At 59.8% G+C, this 16,060-nt stretch carries 13 protein-coding genes; 12 read left to right on the top strand and 1 reads right to left on the bottom strand.

All coding sequences use genetic code 11. The annotated features are described in order from the left end of the window. The first annotated feature begins 28 nt into the window (after positions 1–28). The 3 genes from ACYVGC_RS15625 to tatC all read left to right on the top strand — a co-directional run bounded on the left by ACYVGC_RS15625 (position 29) and on the right by tatC (position 3,125). Positions 29–736 (top strand): metallophosphoesterase family protein, encoded by a 708-nt coding sequence (locus ACYVGC_RS15625; RefSeq protein WP_460584773.1) that lies wholly within the window; start codon positions 29–31, stop codon positions 734–736. Positions 737–761: 25 nt separating this feature from the next. Next, entirely contained in the window at positions 762–2,069 is a 1,308-nt protein-coding gene (locus ACYVGC_RS15620; RefSeq protein ID WP_460584772.1) for a serine hydroxymethyltransferase, read from the top strand. Between the two features lie 180 nt (positions 2,070–2,249). Further along, entirely contained in the window at positions 2,250–3,125 is an 876-nt protein-coding gene (tatC, locus tag ACYVGC_RS15615; RefSeq protein ID WP_460584771.1) for a twin-arginine translocase subunit TatC, read from the top strand. 69 nt (positions 3,126–3,194) lie between these two features. Here tatC and ACYVGC_RS15610 read toward each other — a convergent pair whose 3' ends face one another. Then, positions 3,195–4,622: a hypothetical protein gene (locus ACYVGC_RS15610; protein WP_460584770.1), complete on the bottom strand. Its 1,428-nt coding sequence runs from the start codon at positions 4,620–4,622 to the stop codon at positions 3,195–3,197. A gap of 104 nt (positions 4,623–4,726) precedes the next feature. Between ACYVGC_RS15610 and ACYVGC_RS15605 the strand changes: the two genes are divergently transcribed. The 9 genes from ACYVGC_RS15605 to ACYVGC_RS15565 all read left to right on the top strand — a co-directional run bounded on the left by ACYVGC_RS15605 (position 4,727) and on the right by ACYVGC_RS15565 (position 16,028). After that, the gene (locus ACYVGC_RS15605; protein ID WP_460584769.1) at positions 4,727–5,149 is read left to right on the top strand and encodes a ribosome-binding factor A; all 423 of its coding nucleotides are present in this window, start codon (positions 4,727–4,729) and stop codon (positions 5,147–5,149) included. Between the two features lie 101 nt (positions 5,150–5,250). Further along, positions 5,251–6,060, top strand: a complete 810-nt coding sequence (locus ACYVGC_RS15600) for a class I SAM-dependent methyltransferase (RefSeq protein WP_460584768.1) — start codon at positions 5,251–5,253, stop codon at positions 6,058–6,060. 146 nt (positions 6,061–6,206) lie between these two features. Next, the gene (locus tag ACYVGC_RS15595; protein WP_460584767.1) at positions 6,207–7,439 is read left to right on the top strand and encodes an ABC transporter permease; all 1,233 of its coding nucleotides are present in this window, start codon (positions 6,207–6,209) and stop codon (positions 7,437–7,439) included. A 121-nt stretch (positions 7,440–7,560) separates the two neighbouring features. Further along, the gene (locus ACYVGC_RS15590; RefSeq protein ID WP_460584766.1) at positions 7,561–10,560 is read left to right on the top strand and encodes a DEAD/DEAH box helicase; all 3,000 of its coding nucleotides are present in this window, start codon (positions 7,561–7,563) and stop codon (positions 10,558–10,560) included. Positions 10,561–10,602: 42 nt separating this feature from the next. After that, on the top strand, positions 10,603–11,745 hold the full coding sequence (locus ACYVGC_RS15585) for an AAA family ATPase (protein ID WP_460584765.1): 1,143 nt from the start codon (positions 10,603–10,605) through the stop codon (positions 11,743–11,745). After that, positions 11,742–12,365: a hypothetical protein gene (locus ACYVGC_RS15580; protein ID WP_460584764.1), complete on the top strand. Its 624-nt coding sequence runs from the start codon at positions 11,742–11,744 to the stop codon at positions 12,363–12,365. The genes ACYVGC_RS15585 and ACYVGC_RS15580 overlap by 4 nt, the downstream gene beginning before the upstream one ends. A 75-nt stretch (positions 12,366–12,440) precedes the next feature. Beyond that, positions 12,441–13,781 carry a hypothetical protein gene (locus tag ACYVGC_RS15575; RefSeq protein WP_460584763.1) on the top strand — a complete coding sequence of 447 codons (1,341 nt, stop codon included), beginning with the start codon at positions 12,441–12,443 and terminating at the stop codon, positions 13,779–13,781. A gap of 65 nt (positions 13,782–13,846) precedes the next feature. Next, positions 13,847–14,299, top strand: coding sequence for a hypothetical protein (locus ACYVGC_RS15570; protein ID WP_460584762.1), 453 nt, complete (start codon positions 13,847–13,849; stop codon positions 14,297–14,299). 178 nt (positions 14,300–14,477) lie between these two features. After that, positions 14,478–16,028: a hypothetical protein gene (locus ACYVGC_RS15565; protein ID WP_460584761.1), complete on the top strand. Its 1,551-nt coding sequence runs from the start codon at positions 14,478–14,480 to the stop codon at positions 16,026–16,028. The last annotated feature ends 32 nt before the right edge of the window (positions 16,029–16,060 follow it).

Here is a 16,060-nt window from a genome sequence, read left to right as displayed (position 1 = left end):
AGTATAGTTTCTCATCACTCTCACCACCATGTCCCGCCGTTTTGCCGCCACCGACCTGCACGGCTGCCTGCGCACCTTTCGCTACTTGGTGGAGGAAGAGTTGCGCCTGCGCCCCGCCGACCACCTATACCTGCTAGGCGACTACGTGAACAAAGGCCCCGATAGTGGCGGCGTACTCGATTACATTAGGCAGCTGCAAAATACTGGTTACCAAATACATTGCCTGCGCGGCAACCACGAGCAGGAATTACTTGACACCATCCACGGGGCACCCAACGCCAATCATATGTGGAAACTGGAGCAGGAGCGCTTGCTCACGCTGGCCAGCTTCGGAGTGGCGCGGCCCGCCGATATTCCAGCCCGCTACGTGGAGTGGATGGAGGCCCTGCCGTTGGAACTGGAGCTACCCGATTTTGTGCTGGTGCACGCGGGCTACAACTTCGCCCTGCCGCCCGTCGAAATGCGCCGCGACACGCATACCATGTTGTACACTAAGCAATTCGTATTTGACCCGGCGCGGCTGGGTGGCAAGCGCCTGCTGCATGGCCACGTACCCACGCCCGTGGCCACTGTGCAGGCGCAGGTAGCTGCCCGCATTGGAGCCATCTGCCTCGACACGGGCGGCGTGTACCGCCACAACCCCGAGTTGCGCCACTTGGCCGCTCTCAACCTCGATAGCTGGGAACTGTACCTGGTCGAAAACCGTGAGGAGCCCTACCCCATTGCCAAGCGCTGAACCGCTTGGTCGTACTTTTGAGTCTATGCAAGCCACTGCCCCTACTACTGCCTCAACTGCCGTGCTCGACACCGCCGTTTTCGACCTCATTGCGCAGGAGCGCCAGCGCCAAACCCACGGCCTGGAGCTGATTGCCTCCGAAAATTACGTCTCCGACCAAGTGATGGCGGCGCAAGGCTCGGTGCTCACCAACAAGTACGCCGAGGGCCTGCCCGGCAAGCGCTACTACGGTGGCTGTGAGATAGTTGACCAAGTAGAGCAGCTGGCCATCGACCGCGTGAAGGAGCTATTCGGCGTGGCCTGGGCCAACGTACAGCCCCACTCGGGCGCGCAGGCCAACGCGGCCGTGATGCTGGCCTGCCTCAACCCCGGCGACAAAATCCTGGGCTTCGACCTCAGCCACGGCGGCCACCTCACGCACGGCTCGCCGGTCAACTTTTCGGGTAAGCTTTACCAGCCCAGCTTCTACGGGGTGGAGAAGGAAACTGGCCTCATTGACTGGGACAAGGTTATCGAAACCGCCCGCCGCGAGCGCCCCAAAATGATTATCTGCGGGGCCTCGGCCTACTCGCGCGACTGGAACTACGCCGCCCTGCGCCGCGCCGCCGACGAGGTGGGCGCGCTGCTGCTGGCCGACATTTCGCACCCCAGTGGCCTCATTGCCAAGGGCTTGCTCAACAACCCGTTTGAGCACTGCCACATCGTGACCACCACCACGCACAAAACCCTGCGCGGCCCCCGCGGCGGCCTAATCATGCTGGGCCAGGACTTTGACAATCCATTCGGCCTGAAAACGCCCAAAGGCGACATCCGGCCCATGTCGGCACTGCTCGACTCGGGCGTGTTTCCCGGCACGCAGGGCGGGCCGCTCGAGCACGTGATTGCCGCCAAGGCCATCGCCTTTGGCGAGGCGCTGGGCGAAGGCTACACCCACTACGTGCACCAGGTGCAGAAAAATGCCCAGGCGCTGGCCAAGGAATTCCTGAACCGTGGCTACAATATTATCTCGGGCGGCACCGACAACCACTTGATGCTGATTGACTTGCGCTCGAAGGGTCTCACCGGCAAGCTCGCCGAGAACACCCTGGTACAAGCCGACATCACCATCAACAAAAACATGGTGCCCTTCGACGATAAGTCGCCGTTCGTAACCAGTGGCATCCGGATTGGCTCGGCCGCCGTAACTACCCGCGGTCTGGTCGAAACCGACATGGTGCGCATTGTGGAGCTCATCGACGAGGCCCTCACCCACCACGCCGACACCAGCCGCCTCACCGGCGTGCGCCACCAAGTAAACGAGTGGCTGCAAGGCTACCCGTTGTTTCAGGCGTAAAGCTTGCTGGCTGCGTAAAAGGCTCTTGTCATTGCGAGCGCAACGAAGTGGAGCGCGGCAATCGCACCGAAACGACACCCGACCGGCTCGTTCCGGCATCGTTCTGGTGCGGTTACCGCGCTCCACTTCGTTGCGCTCGCAAGGATACTACATTTAGTATAAAATCAAACTAGCAACCCGTTGGCTTCCCCCACTCAAAAATTTCAGCAGAACCGCGCCGCCGCCGAAGGCGAAGCGGAGATGTCTTTTATCGACCACCTGGAGGCGTTGCGCTGGCACATCATCCGGGCGGCCATCGCGGTGGTGGTTTTCTCGCTCGTCGCGTTTTTCAACAAGACGTTCCTGTTTCACGACCTGATTTTGGGCCCGTCGCGCTCCGAATTCTGGACTTATCAGACGTTCTGCAAAATCGGCCAATGGTTCGGGTCTACCGACTCGTGCGAAAACCAGGTCAACTTCATTATCCAGAACCGGGAGATGAGCGGGCAGCTGACCATGCACATCAGCACCTCCTTTATTGTGGGTATCTGCCTGTCGTTCCCCTACTTGTTCTGGGAATTGTGGCGCTTTATCAAGCCCGGTCTGTATCCGCACGAGCGGGCCAACTCGCAGGGCGCGGTGCTCTTCGTGTCCATCCTGTTCGTCCTGGGTTTACTGTTTGGCTACTATATCGCCGCGCCGCTGAGTATCAACTTCCTGGCTTCGTACACGGTAGACGCCACCATCCAAAACCAGATTGACTTGCAGAGCTACCTGAGCACGCTCACCACCATGACGCTCTCCTGCGCCTTCGTGTTTGAGCTGCCCATGATAGTGTTTTTCCTGGCTAAAGCCGGCCTCGTCACGCCCGAGTTGATGACGCTCTACCGCAAGCACGCCATTGTGGTCATCCTCATCATCGCGGCCGTTATCACCCCGCCCGATATCTCGGCCCAGATTATCGTCACCATTCCCATTTTGCTGCTCTACGAGGTAAGCATTCACATTGCCCGCGTGGTGCGCCGCAACAGCGCTGCCAAGCTCAACGCCGGCCTGCTGGTGGGCGAAGGCGAATAAGTATTTGTCATTCAACGAGAACGCCCCGCTGAGCCTGGCTCAACGGGGCGTTCTCGTTTGCAAGTCACATTATTTTTTCAGCTGATAAGCCCCCGGCACGCCCGGCACCGGCTCATAGCCGCCAAACACCGCGGGCAGCAGGTAGCGCAGGCGGGGCAGCAGGCGGTTTTGGTCGATGATGTAAGTGGGTGGATTAGGGGCTAAGCTGCGGCCCACGCGCACCACGGCCGCGTACTCGGTGAGGTGGCCAAAGTCGGCGGCCGCCAGGGGCCAGTCGAGGTAGGGGCGGGCGGCGGGGTGCGTGAGGTAGGCCCGGCGGTCGGGACCCAGCACCAGCACCGGCCGGCCGGCCGCCAGGCGGCGGTAGGCCGGGTTGGGCTGCGGGGCCAGCGTGCTTTCGGCCGGCAGGTGCAGCAGCGTGGGCAGGCCCGGCACCAAGTCGCGGTAGCGCACCACCACCACTAGGCCCAGCACCACCACAAACAGCAGCTCGGGCACCCACTCGCGGCCCGGCAGCCGCTGCCACAAAAACAAGCTGAAGTACGTGAGCGGCGGCAGCAGCAGCAGCAGCGAGCCCGGCGCCAGCCCGCGCCCCACCGCTAGCACCGCCACGGCCACCACCAGCCATACCAGCATCAGTTGCCGAAACTTAGCCTGGAATACCAGGCCCAGCGCGGTGCCGGCTGTGCGTAGCAGCGCCAAAGCCAGCAGCACCGCTACGCCCGCCAGCAGCGGCCAGGCCACGGCGGGCGGCAGGCCATCGGTGGCGGCCACGGTGAAGCGCAGGCCGCGCGCCAGGTGCATATCCTGAAAATTGGGCAGCGCCCCCACGTAGAGAAACACCGTGGCGACTACCGCGTAGGGCGACAAAAACCCGCACACCAGCAGCAACGCGCTCCGAAACGAGCTGGCCGCAAAAATGAGTACCGCGAAAAAGCCCAACCCCACAAAAAAGGCCAGCGGCAGGTAGCATAACCCCGCCAAGCCAATTAAAAAGCCCGCCCGAAACAGCCGCCGGTTGTCGTACCCCTCGCGTGAGGTGGGCAGCAACGCACTGAGGGCGAAGATGATAAACGTGTGCCCCAGCAGCAGCGGCGACAGCGCATCGAGGTCGGTGCTGAGGCTGCCCACCACCAAGTAAGTGAGCGCCGCCAGGTAGCCGCGCTCGGGGTGCACATCGGCCCGGTTGAGCACGGCGTTGAAGCGCAGGGCCTGCACTAGCAGCAGCCCCAATGCGGCGGTGCGGTACAGAAGCACCGGCCGGTTCCAAGCCAGCTCCAGCACGCCGGCCGCGGCGGCGGCCAGCGGCGCGGTGCCATCGTACAGGTCACGGTAGGGCCAGGCCCCGGCGGCCACGCCCTCGCCTAGCAGCAGCAGGCGCAGTTCGGCCGCCGTGAGGGGCAGGCCCAGCCATAGCAGCGGCAGCCGCAGGGCCAGCACCAAGGCCAGCAGCACCAGCAATTGCGCCGGCAGGGAGCTTTTGAAAAAGCGAAGCACAGTAAAAAAGTGAGTTTGCCCCGCAAAGGTGCGGGCGAAAGCCGACTGGCCCGCGCGCCGGGCGCGTTGCCGGGCGGCGTACCTTTGTGGTTTACCAAGAAGTTATGGAAAGCAAACGACAGCAAAAAATGGCCAGCCTGCTTCAGCAAGAGCTGGCCCAGGTGATGCAGCGCGACCTGCCTCACCTGTTTGGCGGCGGGCTGGTGCCCAGCATCAGCAGTGTGAAAGTGACGCCCGACCTGGCCGTAGCCCGCATTCACCTCAGCCTGCTCATCGGCGGCGATGCCCCCGAGCGCCTGGCCGCCATCAAGGAGCACACCAAGGAAATTCGCTTTGCGCTGGGCAAGCGCATTCGCGCCCAGGTGCGGGTGGTACCCGAGCTCACGTTCTTCCACGACGACAGCGCCGCCTACGCCGCCCACATGGAGCAGGTGCTCAGCAAGCTCGACATTCCGGCCGCCCAGCCTGAAACCGACGAGGACGACGACGATGCGACCGAAACGCCGCGCCCGCGCCTGTTCAATTAGTGAAGGCGTGAAGGAGTGATTGAGTGAACAACCAGCCGGTTTAGTAGCTCATCTGCTCACGCCCGCCATTCACACCTTTACTACACCACTCCTTCACCGCTTTGTATTACGACCCGATTAAGCGCAGCCTGGGCAATGTGTTCAACCGCTCGCCGTGGCTGCGGCGCTTGTTTTATAACCTGCTTGACCTCTTGCTGTTGCGCACCTGGCACGTGCACCGCGAGCTGCGCCAGTGGGCTCGGGGCCGCACCCGTGAGCCCCTCGCCATCCTCGATGCCGGGGCCGGCTACGGCCAGTACAGCTACTGGCTCAGCGGCCTGAGCCGCGCCTGGCGCATCTTAGCCGTGGATGTAAAAGAAGAGCAGGTGGCCGACTCCAACCGGTTTTTTCAGGCCATTGGCCGGCCACAGGTGCAATTTGAAGTGCAGGACCTCGTGCTCTACCAGCAGCCCAATGCCTTCGACCTGGCCCTAGCCGTGGACGTGATGGAGCACATTCTGGAAGACGTGGAGGTGTTTCGCAACATCCACGCCTCACTCAAGGATGGCGGCATGCTGCTCATTTCTACGCCCAGTGACCAGGGCGGCTCCGACGTGCACGCCGACTCCGAAACGAGCTTCATTGAAGAGCACGTGCGCGACGGCTACAACATCCACGAGATTCAGCAGAAGCTTCGTACTGCGGGCTTCGAGCGCATTGAGGCGCGGTATAGCTACGGCGAGCCCGGCCAAGTGTCGTGGCGGCTCAGCATGAAGTACCCGATTTTGATGCTGGGCAAGTCGCGCTGGTTTTTTGCGCTGCTGCCGTTTTATTACGCCATCGTTTTCCCGTTCTGCCTGCTGCTCAACTGGTTCGATGCCCGCAACACCCACGACTCAGGCACGGGCCTCATCGTAAAAGCCTGGAAATAACAGCGGCTGCCAGCCCATTTTGTGGACAATTTTAGCTAGTAGCCGTTGTAGTGCTGCTATTGTGCTGATTTTGAACACATGTTGCCGCTGCGCCCATGCTCGCTAAGCTTCCGAAGTCTCTTAAGTCTGCCCTAATCAGTTCCTCGGTGAACGTCCCGCTCCTCATTGCCCGGCGCTATTTCTTGTCCAAGAAAAAGCGTAACATCATCACCATCATCTCCAACATTTCGATGGTGGGCGTGGCGGTGGGCACCGCGGCGCTCATCATCGTGCTCTCGGTCTTCAACGGCCTCGAAGACCTGGTGCGCTCGCTCTACGGCAAGTCGGACCCTAGCCTGGTAATAGCGGCCCGCCAGGGCAAGTCTTTCCCGGTTAACACCTTGTTAATCGAGAAGATACAAAAAACACCCGGCGTGGCCCTGCTCACCGAGGTTATCGAAGACAACGCCCTGCTGCAATACCACGACCGCCAGATGGTGGTGAAAATGAGGGGCTTATCCGAAAATTACTTCGGCCAGATTCCCATCGACTCCAACCTGCGGGCCGGCGACCACCGCCTGCGCCGCGGCGACCTCGAATACGCCATTGTGGGCGAGGGTGTGCAGCACGAGCTCAGCGTTACCCTCGACAATCGCCTATCTCCCCTGCGCCTGCTCTACCCACGCCAGGAGCCCGGCCGCAAAACGCTCAACATCAACCCCGACAAGGCTTTTAACGAGGAGCCTATCCTGGCAGGCGGCATCTTCCAGATAGAGCAGAAGCTCGACGACAGCTACCTGTTTGTGCCCCTGAGCTTTGCGCAGCGGCTGCTCAACTACGGCGACCGGCGCACGGCCTTCTACGTAAAGGTGGGGGCTAGCTTTAAGGCCGATAAGGTGAAAGACGAGCTGCGCGAGCGCCTCGGCGACAGCTTCACCGTGCTCGACTCCGACGAGCAGCACGTGAGCCTGCTCAAGGCCATCAAGATTGAGAAGCTGTTCGTGTTTATCACGTTTGCCTTTATCCTGCTCATCGCCTCGCTCAACATCTTTTTCTCGCTCTCGATGCTGGTTATCGACAAGCGCAAGGACATTGCCGTGCTGCAAGCCATCGGGGCCACCGAGCAAACGATACGGCAGGCCTTTTTGCTGGTGGGGGCCATTGTGGCGCTGGTGGGGGCCGTGGTGGGGCTGGTGCTGGGCGTGGGCATTTGCTGGGTGCAGGAAACTTTCCACGTGGTGAGTATGGGCATGGCCACCAGCATCGTGGACTCGTACCCGGTAAAAATGCAGGCCTCGGACATCTTTTTCATCTCGCTGGCTATCATTTCGATAACCTTGGCCGTGTCCATTCGCCCGGCCCTGAACGCCGGCCGCATGCAGATTCGCGAGAACCTCTAGCTGCCTTTCGTAGTAAGCTGGAGCATTAGCCTGCGCCTGCGCCCACTCACCTACGAAGTGATATTAATCATATCCGGAATACCGGCAGTCGTGGCTAACTTGCGCGTTCTCGTGCTCAGCTATGAATGTTTCTACTGCACTACCTTTCCAACTGGTCTACTCGCTGTTTGCCCACGAGTACCTGGGGCATTTGTTTACAGCGCACGTGGTGCAGCTCGGTCCCAGGGGCCAGTTAACGCTTCAGCATCAGACGATTTCGGCCAAAAACGCGCCCGAATTTGCGGCCAATTTGGAGAAAGATGACTACGAACTGATTGCCCTCTGCGACCAGTTGCAGCAGGATGCCGTCATCAAGGAATTTTGGCCCCGCAAGATTACGGCGGCCGACTTTTTCCTGAAAATATACAATCCGGAGAAGGGCGACAAGCCCATGCAGGAGGCCGTGGCCCGCTACGTGCAGTCGCGCCTGGGCCGGCTGCTGGCGGGCCTGCAAGGCAAGCACGTCTTCATTATGGGCCGCGATGGCGAGCCCACCTGGCGCGAGCTCAAGCTGGCCCCGGTGCCGGCCTCGGTACTGTTTCACTTTCGGCGCAACGACGAAGGCACGCACTACTTCCCCACGATTCAGTTTCAGAATCAACGGCTTGACTTTCAGTTCAAAAATGCCGTTCTCGTGTGCCAGCAGCCCGCCTGGCTGCTGCTCGACGACGTGCTCTACCACTTTCGCCACGACGTGGACGGCCGCAAGCTGCTGCCGTTTCTAAACAAGAAATTCATCGTGGTGCCGCGCGCGGTGGAAAAAAGCTATTTCCAGAAGTTCGTGGCCCCGCTCATGGAGTCGTTTGACGTGCACGCGCGCGGCTTCGACATCCGCACCGAGCGCTACCTGGCCCGGCCCCACCTCACGTTTTCGGACGTGCCACCCGGACCCCTCGCTGGCGGGCCGGTGGTGCCCGTGCGCCCGCCCGGCCCGCCCCGGCGCGGCCGCGTGCCGCTGCCCAAGCCCGTGCTGATACCCGGCGCGGGCACCGACGAGGCCCCGCTGTTTTTCAACCTCACCTTCCGCTACGGAGCCTACGACCTGCCTATCACGCCGCCGCGCCCCATGAGCGTGCAGCTAGAGGAAGATGCTGACTCTTACATCTTTCGCCGCCTGCTGCGCTCGGCCAAGGAAGAAAACGACCGCGCCGACGAGCTGCGCCAGCGCGGCCTGCCCCTCGACGCCGACGGCCACACCTCGCTGCCCAAGGCCGAGGCCTTTCGCTGGCTGCACGAGCACGCGCCGGCGCTGGGAGAACTGGGCTTCCAGGTGCAGGGCGGCTCCACGGCCAGCCAGGACTACTTCATCGGCCCGGTGCGGGTGGAGGTGGGCATTGAGGAGCGCGGCGACTGGTTCGACGTGCGCGGCACGGTGTGGTTTGGCGAGTACGCGGTGCCGTTTATCCGGCTGCGGCCCTACATTTTGCAGCGCCGCCGCGAGTACCGCCTGCCCAACGGCCAGGTCGCCTTCATTCCCGACGAGTGGTTTACCGACTATCTGGAGCTGTTCGCTTTCGCCGAAGAAACCGAGGACCAGCCGCTATCCTTGCGCCGCCACCACCTATCGCTAGTTACTGATTTAGAGCAAGATAACTTAGCTACCGTCACCCTCACGCGCCGCCTCGAAAAGCTGCGCGATTTTGCGGCTGTGGAGGACCGGCCACTGCCGGTAGGCTTCCGGGGCACGCTGCGGCCCTACCAGCAAGCGGGCTACAACTGGCTGCGCTTTGTGCAGGACTACCACCTCGGCGGCTGCCTGGCCGACGACATGGGCCTGGGCAAATCGGTGCAAACGCTGGTGATGCTGCTGGAGCGCCAGGAGAGCCAAGCCAGCAAGGGCGCGGCCACGCTGCTGGTGCTGCCTACCTCGCTGGTTTACAACTGGATGAACGAGGCGCGCAAGTTTACCCCCAGCCTGCGCCTGCTGGCCTACACCGGCACCTACCGCGACAAAAACGTGGCCCAGTTTGCCGACTATGACATCGTGCTTACCAGCTACGGCATCGTGCGCCTCGACACCGACTTGCTGGCCAGCTATCAGTTTGACTACGTGATACTTGATGAGTCGCAGGCTATTAAAAACCCTAGCTCGACCACGGCGCAGGCCGTGCGCAAGCTGCGCGCCCGGCACCGGCTTATTCTCACCGGCACGCCGGTCGAGAACAGCACCATGGATTTGTGGTCGCAGATGACGTTTATCAACCCCGGCTTGCTGGGCACGCAGGCATTTTTCCGCAAGGAATTCGTGAAGCCCATCGAGAAGCACCAGGATGAAAGCCGCACCAAGAAGCTGCACGCGCTCATCAAACCCTTCGTGCTGCGGCGCCACAAAGCACAGGTAGCCAGCGAGCTACCAGCCAAGACCGAGCACCTCAGCTACTGCCCCCTCACCGAGGAGCAGCAGCAGTTTTACGAAGAAACCAAGAGCTTTTACCGCAACAAAATCCTCGAAACGCTGGAGGGCCACGCGCCCACCCCGGCCGGCGGCACCCAGCTGCTGCTGCTGCAAGGCCTCACCCGCCTGCGCCAGATTGCCAACCACCCCCACCTAGCCGACCAGAGCTACGAAGGCGAGTCGGGCAAGATGCGGGAGATTCTGCGCATGATTAGGAGCGTGGTTTCTGAAGGGCACAAGGTGTTGGTATTCAGCCAATTCGTGCAGCACCTGGCGCTGGTGCGCACCGGCCTCGACGAGCGCCAACTCACCTACGCCTACCTCGACGGCCACACCCGCGACCGCCAGGGCGAGGTCGAGCGCTTCCAGAGCGACCCCGACCTGCAAATTTTCCTCATCAGCCTCAAAGCGGGCGGCGTGGGCCTCAACCTCACCGCCGCCGACTACGTCTTTATCCTCGACCCCTGGTGGAACCCGGCAGTGGAGGCCCAGGCCATCGACCGCGCCCACCGCATCGGCCAGCAGCGGCCGGTGTTCGTGTACAAGTTCATTAGCCAGGGCACGGTAGAGGAGAAAATCCTGGCTTTGCAGCGCCGCAAGCTCCAGCTGGTGAGCGACTTGATAACAACCGACGAGGCCGTAATAAAGTCGCTGACGCGGGCCGATATTGAGGAACTGCTGGGATAGCGCCGGGCTTACCTTCGTAGCTACACTATTCCCCCTTTTGCTATGCTTACGTCCCTTCGCATCCAGAATTTCCGCAGCATCCGCGACGCGTCGGTGAAGCTGGGGCAGGTGAATCTGTTTATCGGGCCGAATAATTCGGGCAAGTCAAATTTTTTGAAGGGAATAGAGCTACTTTCTCACAGTTTAGTATATCAACAGCGCGAGCTAATTCAAAAGCATTTTAGCGCACTAATTCCGCGTAGCAAACTAAAAAAATCTTCGGAGGAAACTATACGTTTTCAAGCCCAAATCACGAATAAACCTGAACAACTTTTCAGCTTAATTATGGGCTATAGAAAAGGTGAGTATATTAGAGAAGCGGACGAATATATTAATGAATTTCATGTAGATTCCGTAGTTTTAACTACTAAGGAACCAACACATAATTTCCCTAAATTTGTCAGTCAATACTTCGAGGAAGATTCTTTTGATTTTCCTAAATTATCCGAAGTAGAACTCGACGTCAGAAGCAGATTATCAGGCTTACAGTTATATAAGCTCAACCCAAATGCTTTTGAATTGAGTACCGAATTGTCAGACCAACCTCATTTAGAAGCAAGTGGCCAGAACATAGGCTCTTTTCTATACACATTGAGTCAGAACCATGAGGCTCAGTTTTTGAAGCTGAAGCATGAACTTGCTAGCTGTGTTGGCTCGCTCACTTCCGTATCCGCTCCACCAGACCCCAACAAAAAGGGTAATCTACGCCTCAAATTTTTTGATGCAAGCGGCGATTCATACTGGGCTGAAGAAGTCTCCGAAGGCGTTCTCTACTTCCTAGCGCTACTCTGCATCGTCCACCAGCCTGACCCGCCGAAACTGCTGCTGCTAGAGGAACCAGAGAAAGGCATTCACCCGCGCCGCATTAAGGAGATAATGGATTTCATCTTTGAATTAGCGCGGCTACGCGACATTCAAATTATCATCACATCGCATAGCCCGTATGTAGTGGACCATTTTGCCGATATACCAGAGTGTATTTCGGTATTTGACCGCGTGGATGGCGAGACGGTGATTCATAACGCGGCGGATATCATTCAGAAAACCAACGAAGAGTACGCTGCGCAGGGATTACCGCCTACTAAGTACACGGACTCTTTGGGCGAATACTGGGTTTCGGGCTTTCTGGGGGGCGTGCCATTATGAACGTCGTGACCTACGGCTTTTTTGGGGAGGATGAAGGACAAGGACGATTTTTGGAGCAATACCTGGGCAAGCTGGAGCAAACGCATTCAGTTCTGTGCGAGGCGCATTCGTGGTACAGCAAGAGATTCAAAGGGGTCAATAACAGGGGGGTTGACCGGGGCTTTCGCGCGGCGTGGCTGGCCGGCTTTGCGCAGGCTGAATACCGTTTGGATTGTCTGTTTGTCGGGCGTGATTTGGACGCGGATACTCCGACTATCCGCGCCGAGCGTTTGGCTCACTTCACTGGCGAGATTGCAGATATTTCGCGTGAAGACTGGAAAGCTCGCACCATCTTTATTCTGCCTATGCAGTGCATAGAACACTGGTTGCTAGCCCTACAGCGACACGCCGATGGCCGGCCATCTAATGCTTGCCGGGACTTAGAAGCAATTGTGAACGATGCGGTGAAGCGGGAATTATACGACGAGCACCCGCGCCTACCATCAGAGCAGACGAAAGACGACTTGGTAACCGCCTTATCTGCTGGGCTAGATATTACCTGGCTGGCCGAGGTATCGGTTAGCTTTCGGCTGTTTCACCACGATGTGGAAGCTTATCTGACATCCTTGCCAGCCGAGTAGTATATCCGCAACCCGCCAATTGTCGTTACTTGCAGGGCAGATGAGCACCGCGTAGGTGTCCGCTGCTCCTTGCTTATGTACAACCGACTACTGGCAGTCCGTTTTTCTTCTTCCGCCTTCTTACCCCTAGCCGCGCTGCTACTGAGCGGAGCCACCATCAGCGGCTGCGGCGAGTCTGATAAAACCACCGAAAAAGCCACCGCTGGCAAGGCAGCCAAAACGCCAGCCGCGGCCAGCAGCCAGGTAAGCGTGTTTGTGGATGCCTCCACTGGAATGCGCGGCTTCATGCACCCCAACACGCCGGGTGAAACGGGCAGTCAGTTTCAGCGCACCATCACGGAGCTGCTTAGCAACATCAACGGCCAGCGCGCCGCCCAAGCCCCGGCCTACTACTTCGTGCAGGAAAGCACGCCCAGCAACCCGCGCGCATTGCGGCCCACCACCTACGCCGAGCTGAGCAACACGGTGAGCACAGGCATTGAGAAGCCGGCCCTAGGCACCGAAATGCCCACCATGCTGCGCGAAGTGTTGAAGCTGCAAAAAGGCAAGCCCGGCGCGGTGAGCATCGTTATTTCTGACTTCATCTACGCGCCGCCCGACCCCAAGCAAACCTGGAAGGTGAAAACCGATGTGAAGGACGCGCTGAGCGAAGCCTCAGCGGCCAACTTAGCCATCAGTGTCTTTGCCGGCACGTCGGAATTTCGGGACAAGTTTTTTCCGGGCAACCGCACGCGCTTTCAGGTGCTGAAGGGCAGCCGCCTGCCCTACTACGTGTGGGTGCTGGGTGAGCCCGCCGCCGTAGCCTCTATCACGCCGCTGCTCAAGCCGCTGATGGGCGCGGGTTTTGAGCGCGTGAGCTACAACCTGCCCGCGCCACCGGCGGCAGTGTTCGAGCACTTCGGCAACGTGGGTGAGTGGTATGTGGACAAAACCGGCAGCCGCCAAACCCAGCCCCTGACGCTGCACGTCACTAAAAGCCTGTCGCGCCAGGAGCCCGCCGAGTTTGTGCTGGCCCTCGACCTCAGCAACGCGCCGGCCGCCGAAGCTGCCAGCCTGCCCAAGCAGCTGCAGCTCGATGAAGTAGGCACCGGCGCGACCCTACCCAAAGTGTGGGCCGCCCGCGACGAGCTGAAGTCGCCCCGCAGCCCCGCGCTGCCTACTTACACGCACCTAGCTAAGGTGCACCTAGAGCGGCTGCCCGGCCAAAAGGCTGCCACCCTGCGCTTGGTGCTACCCCGCATCCAGCCCGCCTGGGTAGCCAAGTACACGACGCTCAACGACAGCAACATTGCCGCGCAGGGACCTAAGACCTTCTTGCTCAGTGAGGTATTGCAAGGCGTGCAGGACTACTACGACCAGCAGCCAGCCAGCCACGAGGTGTGGTCCTTGCCCGTGCGGGTGCAGGCAGCCGACTAAGCGGCCCGCTTCTTGCCGCTAAACCTTACTTTCTACTCTTCTTTTCCCCCGAAACCCAACCTTTCATGTTTCAAAAGCTGTTCACCACCCTCTATCAGGCGCTGCTGGGCACTGCCGAGCCGTCGTCACTGATTCCGGTTTACCAAAAAAGCATTTTTCCGGGCGTGGGCCTGAGCACGCTGTTTGGCGTAGCGCTGGGGGCGGCTTTGCTGTTCTACGTGATTTTCAACCGGGTGCTGACTACATCTTTCTACAAGACCTCGCACTGGCTTATCATGCTGCTGCTCACGGCCATTAGCTCGGCCATTCTGGCTTATTCGCAGGCCCGCTCGGTGGTGTATGCCAACCTAGATGGCGAGACGCTTGGCACCATCGAAAAGTCGGCCTATGACCGCTACGTACTGGGCTTTTTGGTGGTAAATGCCCTGTACGGGGCCTTGTTTTTCGTGCTGTGGTCGTTCGTGGTGAAGCCACTGTCGGTGAGCGCCCGCACCACGCCAGTGCGCTGGCCCAACTAGGCTAGCGGCTCCCGTCATTAACTCATCATTTCCCGTCTGTTATTGCGAGCACAGCGAAGCAATCGCACCAGAAGGCATCGTTTGGGTATCGTGCTGATGCGATTGCTGCGCAGGCTCGCAATGACAGACGGAGGAAGACAGATTCTAACAATTGAGCATAAACATCTAATAATCAACTATGTCCACGCTATATCTCTTCGGCATTGGGGGCACGGGGTCGCGGGTTATCCGCTCACTCGTGATGCTGCTGGCGGCTGGGGTCGAACTCAAGAATTGCGACCGGGTGGTGCCCATCATCATCGACCCCGACGCGACCAACGGCGACAAGCAGCGCACCATCGAGCTGCTCAAAACTTACCAGCGCCTGCGCTCGCAGGTAAAGCCGCCCGCCTCGGGTGACAGCACCGCTGGCCAGTTCTTCGGAGCTGATATTCAGACACTCGCCTCGCTGGCCCGTCCCGGTGAGCAGCGCGATGCGCGGGTGAAAGACACCTTCGAGTACAGCTTTAGCGGCATGGAAGAGCCGCTACGCGATTACCTGCGCTACACCAACTTGCCGGTGGAAAGCCAGTATCTGGTCGATTTACTTTTTGACCCCAAAAGCCTTGATGAGAACCTGAAAGTGGGTTTCAAGGGCAGCCCCAACGTGGGCAGTGTGGTGCTAAACCAGCTCGTGGATTCGCCCGAATTTCAGTTCTTTGGCAACGAGTTTCGGGCCGGCGACCGCGTGTTTTTCATCAGTTCCATCTTTGGGGGCACGGGCGCGGCGGGCTTCCCGCTGCTGCTCAAAAACCTGCGCGACCGCGACGCCAAGCTGCCCCATATTGAGCTGCTGAACACCGCTCCCATCGGCGCGCTCAGCCTGCTGCCCTACTTCAGCCTGAAAAGTGAGGACAGCAGCGCCATCGACTCCAACACGTTCATTACCAAGACGAAGGCGGCGCTGGCTTACTACCAGCACAACCTAACCGGCCTGAATGCCATGTACTACTTGGGCGACCAGGCCCAAAAGCAGAACGACAACCACGAGGGCGGCATCAGCCAGCAAAACAACGCGCACTTCATTGAAGTGGTGGGCGCGCTGGCCGTGCTCGACTTCTTGGAGAAGCCGGACAGCATTGCCCGCGAGGAGCATTTCTACGAATTTGGGTTGGAGCGCGACGATAGCGAACTGCGCTTCGAGTCGTTTGACCGCCGCCAGACACTGCCGCTGGTGGGCGAGGCGCTCACGCGCTTCCACTTCTTCGCCACGTGGCTGCAACACCACCTGGGCGAGACGATGTCGGCGACCTACGCCACCAACCTGGGCCTGAAAAACGCCTGGGACCGCGAGCCTTTCTACCAGGATTTGCGCCGGTTTCTGTTCGATTACAACTCGCCCGACCGGCAGTTTATCTCCTACACCGCCTGGCTGCGTGAGCTGCGCGACAACTCGCGGCGCTTCCGGCCCTTCAACCTGCGCGACGGCTACGACCCGCAAAACCACTGGGCCGACATGGCCGACTTGCTGGAGCCCGACTTTGACAAAGCAGTGGCGGGTAAAGAGCTGAAAAAGAAAGGCTTGTTCGGCAAGTCCGACGTTATCGACCCCAAGCAAATCCGGGTGATGCTGGATAAGCGTCTCAGCCAAGCCGTGGCCAACGACACGGCTAGTTCGCCAGCCACGGCTATGCTGCGCACCTTCACGGAGGTGATGGACGAGGTGGTGAGCGGGCAGCAGCTGCCGTAAAGCGGGAGCTGCCACCCTAGCGGGGCGTCTCA

Source organism: Hymenobacter arcticus (assembly GCF_054779975.1).
This window is presented reverse-complemented; position numbering and strand designations above follow the sequence as displayed.

Coding starts and splice junctions, on each gene's coding strand:
- ACYVGC_RS15625 (WP_460584773.1), top strand. CDS start 29: ATGTCCCGCCGTTTTGCCGCCACCGACCTGCACGGCTGCCTGCGCACC.
- ACYVGC_RS15620 (WP_460584772.1), top strand. CDS start 762: ATGCAAGCCACTGCCCCTACTACTGCCTCAACTGCCGTGCTCGACACC.
- ACYVGC_RS15605 (WP_460584769.1), top strand. CDS start 4,727: ATGGAAAGCAAACGACAGCAAAAAATGGCCAGCCTGCTTCAGCAAGAG.
- ACYVGC_RS15590 (WP_460584766.1), top strand. CDS start 7,561: ATGAATGTTTCTACTGCACTACCTTTCCAACTGGTCTACTCGCTGTTT.
- ACYVGC_RS15585 (WP_460584765.1), top strand. CDS start 10,603: ATGCTTACGTCCCTTCGCATCCAGAATTTCCGCAGCATCCGCGACGCG.
- ACYVGC_RS15580 (WP_460584764.1), top strand. CDS start 11,742: ATGAACGTCGTGACCTACGGCTTTTTTGGGGAGGATGAAGGACAAGGA.
- ACYVGC_RS15575 (WP_460584763.1), top strand. CDS start 12,441: ATGTACAACCGACTACTGGCAGTCCGTTTTTCTTCTTCCGCCTTCTTA.
- ACYVGC_RS15570 (WP_460584762.1), top strand. CDS start 13,847: ATGTTTCAAAAGCTGTTCACCACCCTCTATCAGGCGCTGCTGGGCACT.
- ACYVGC_RS15565 (WP_460584761.1), top strand. CDS start 14,478: ATGTCCACGCTATATCTCTTCGGCATTGGGGGCACGGGGTCGCGGGTT.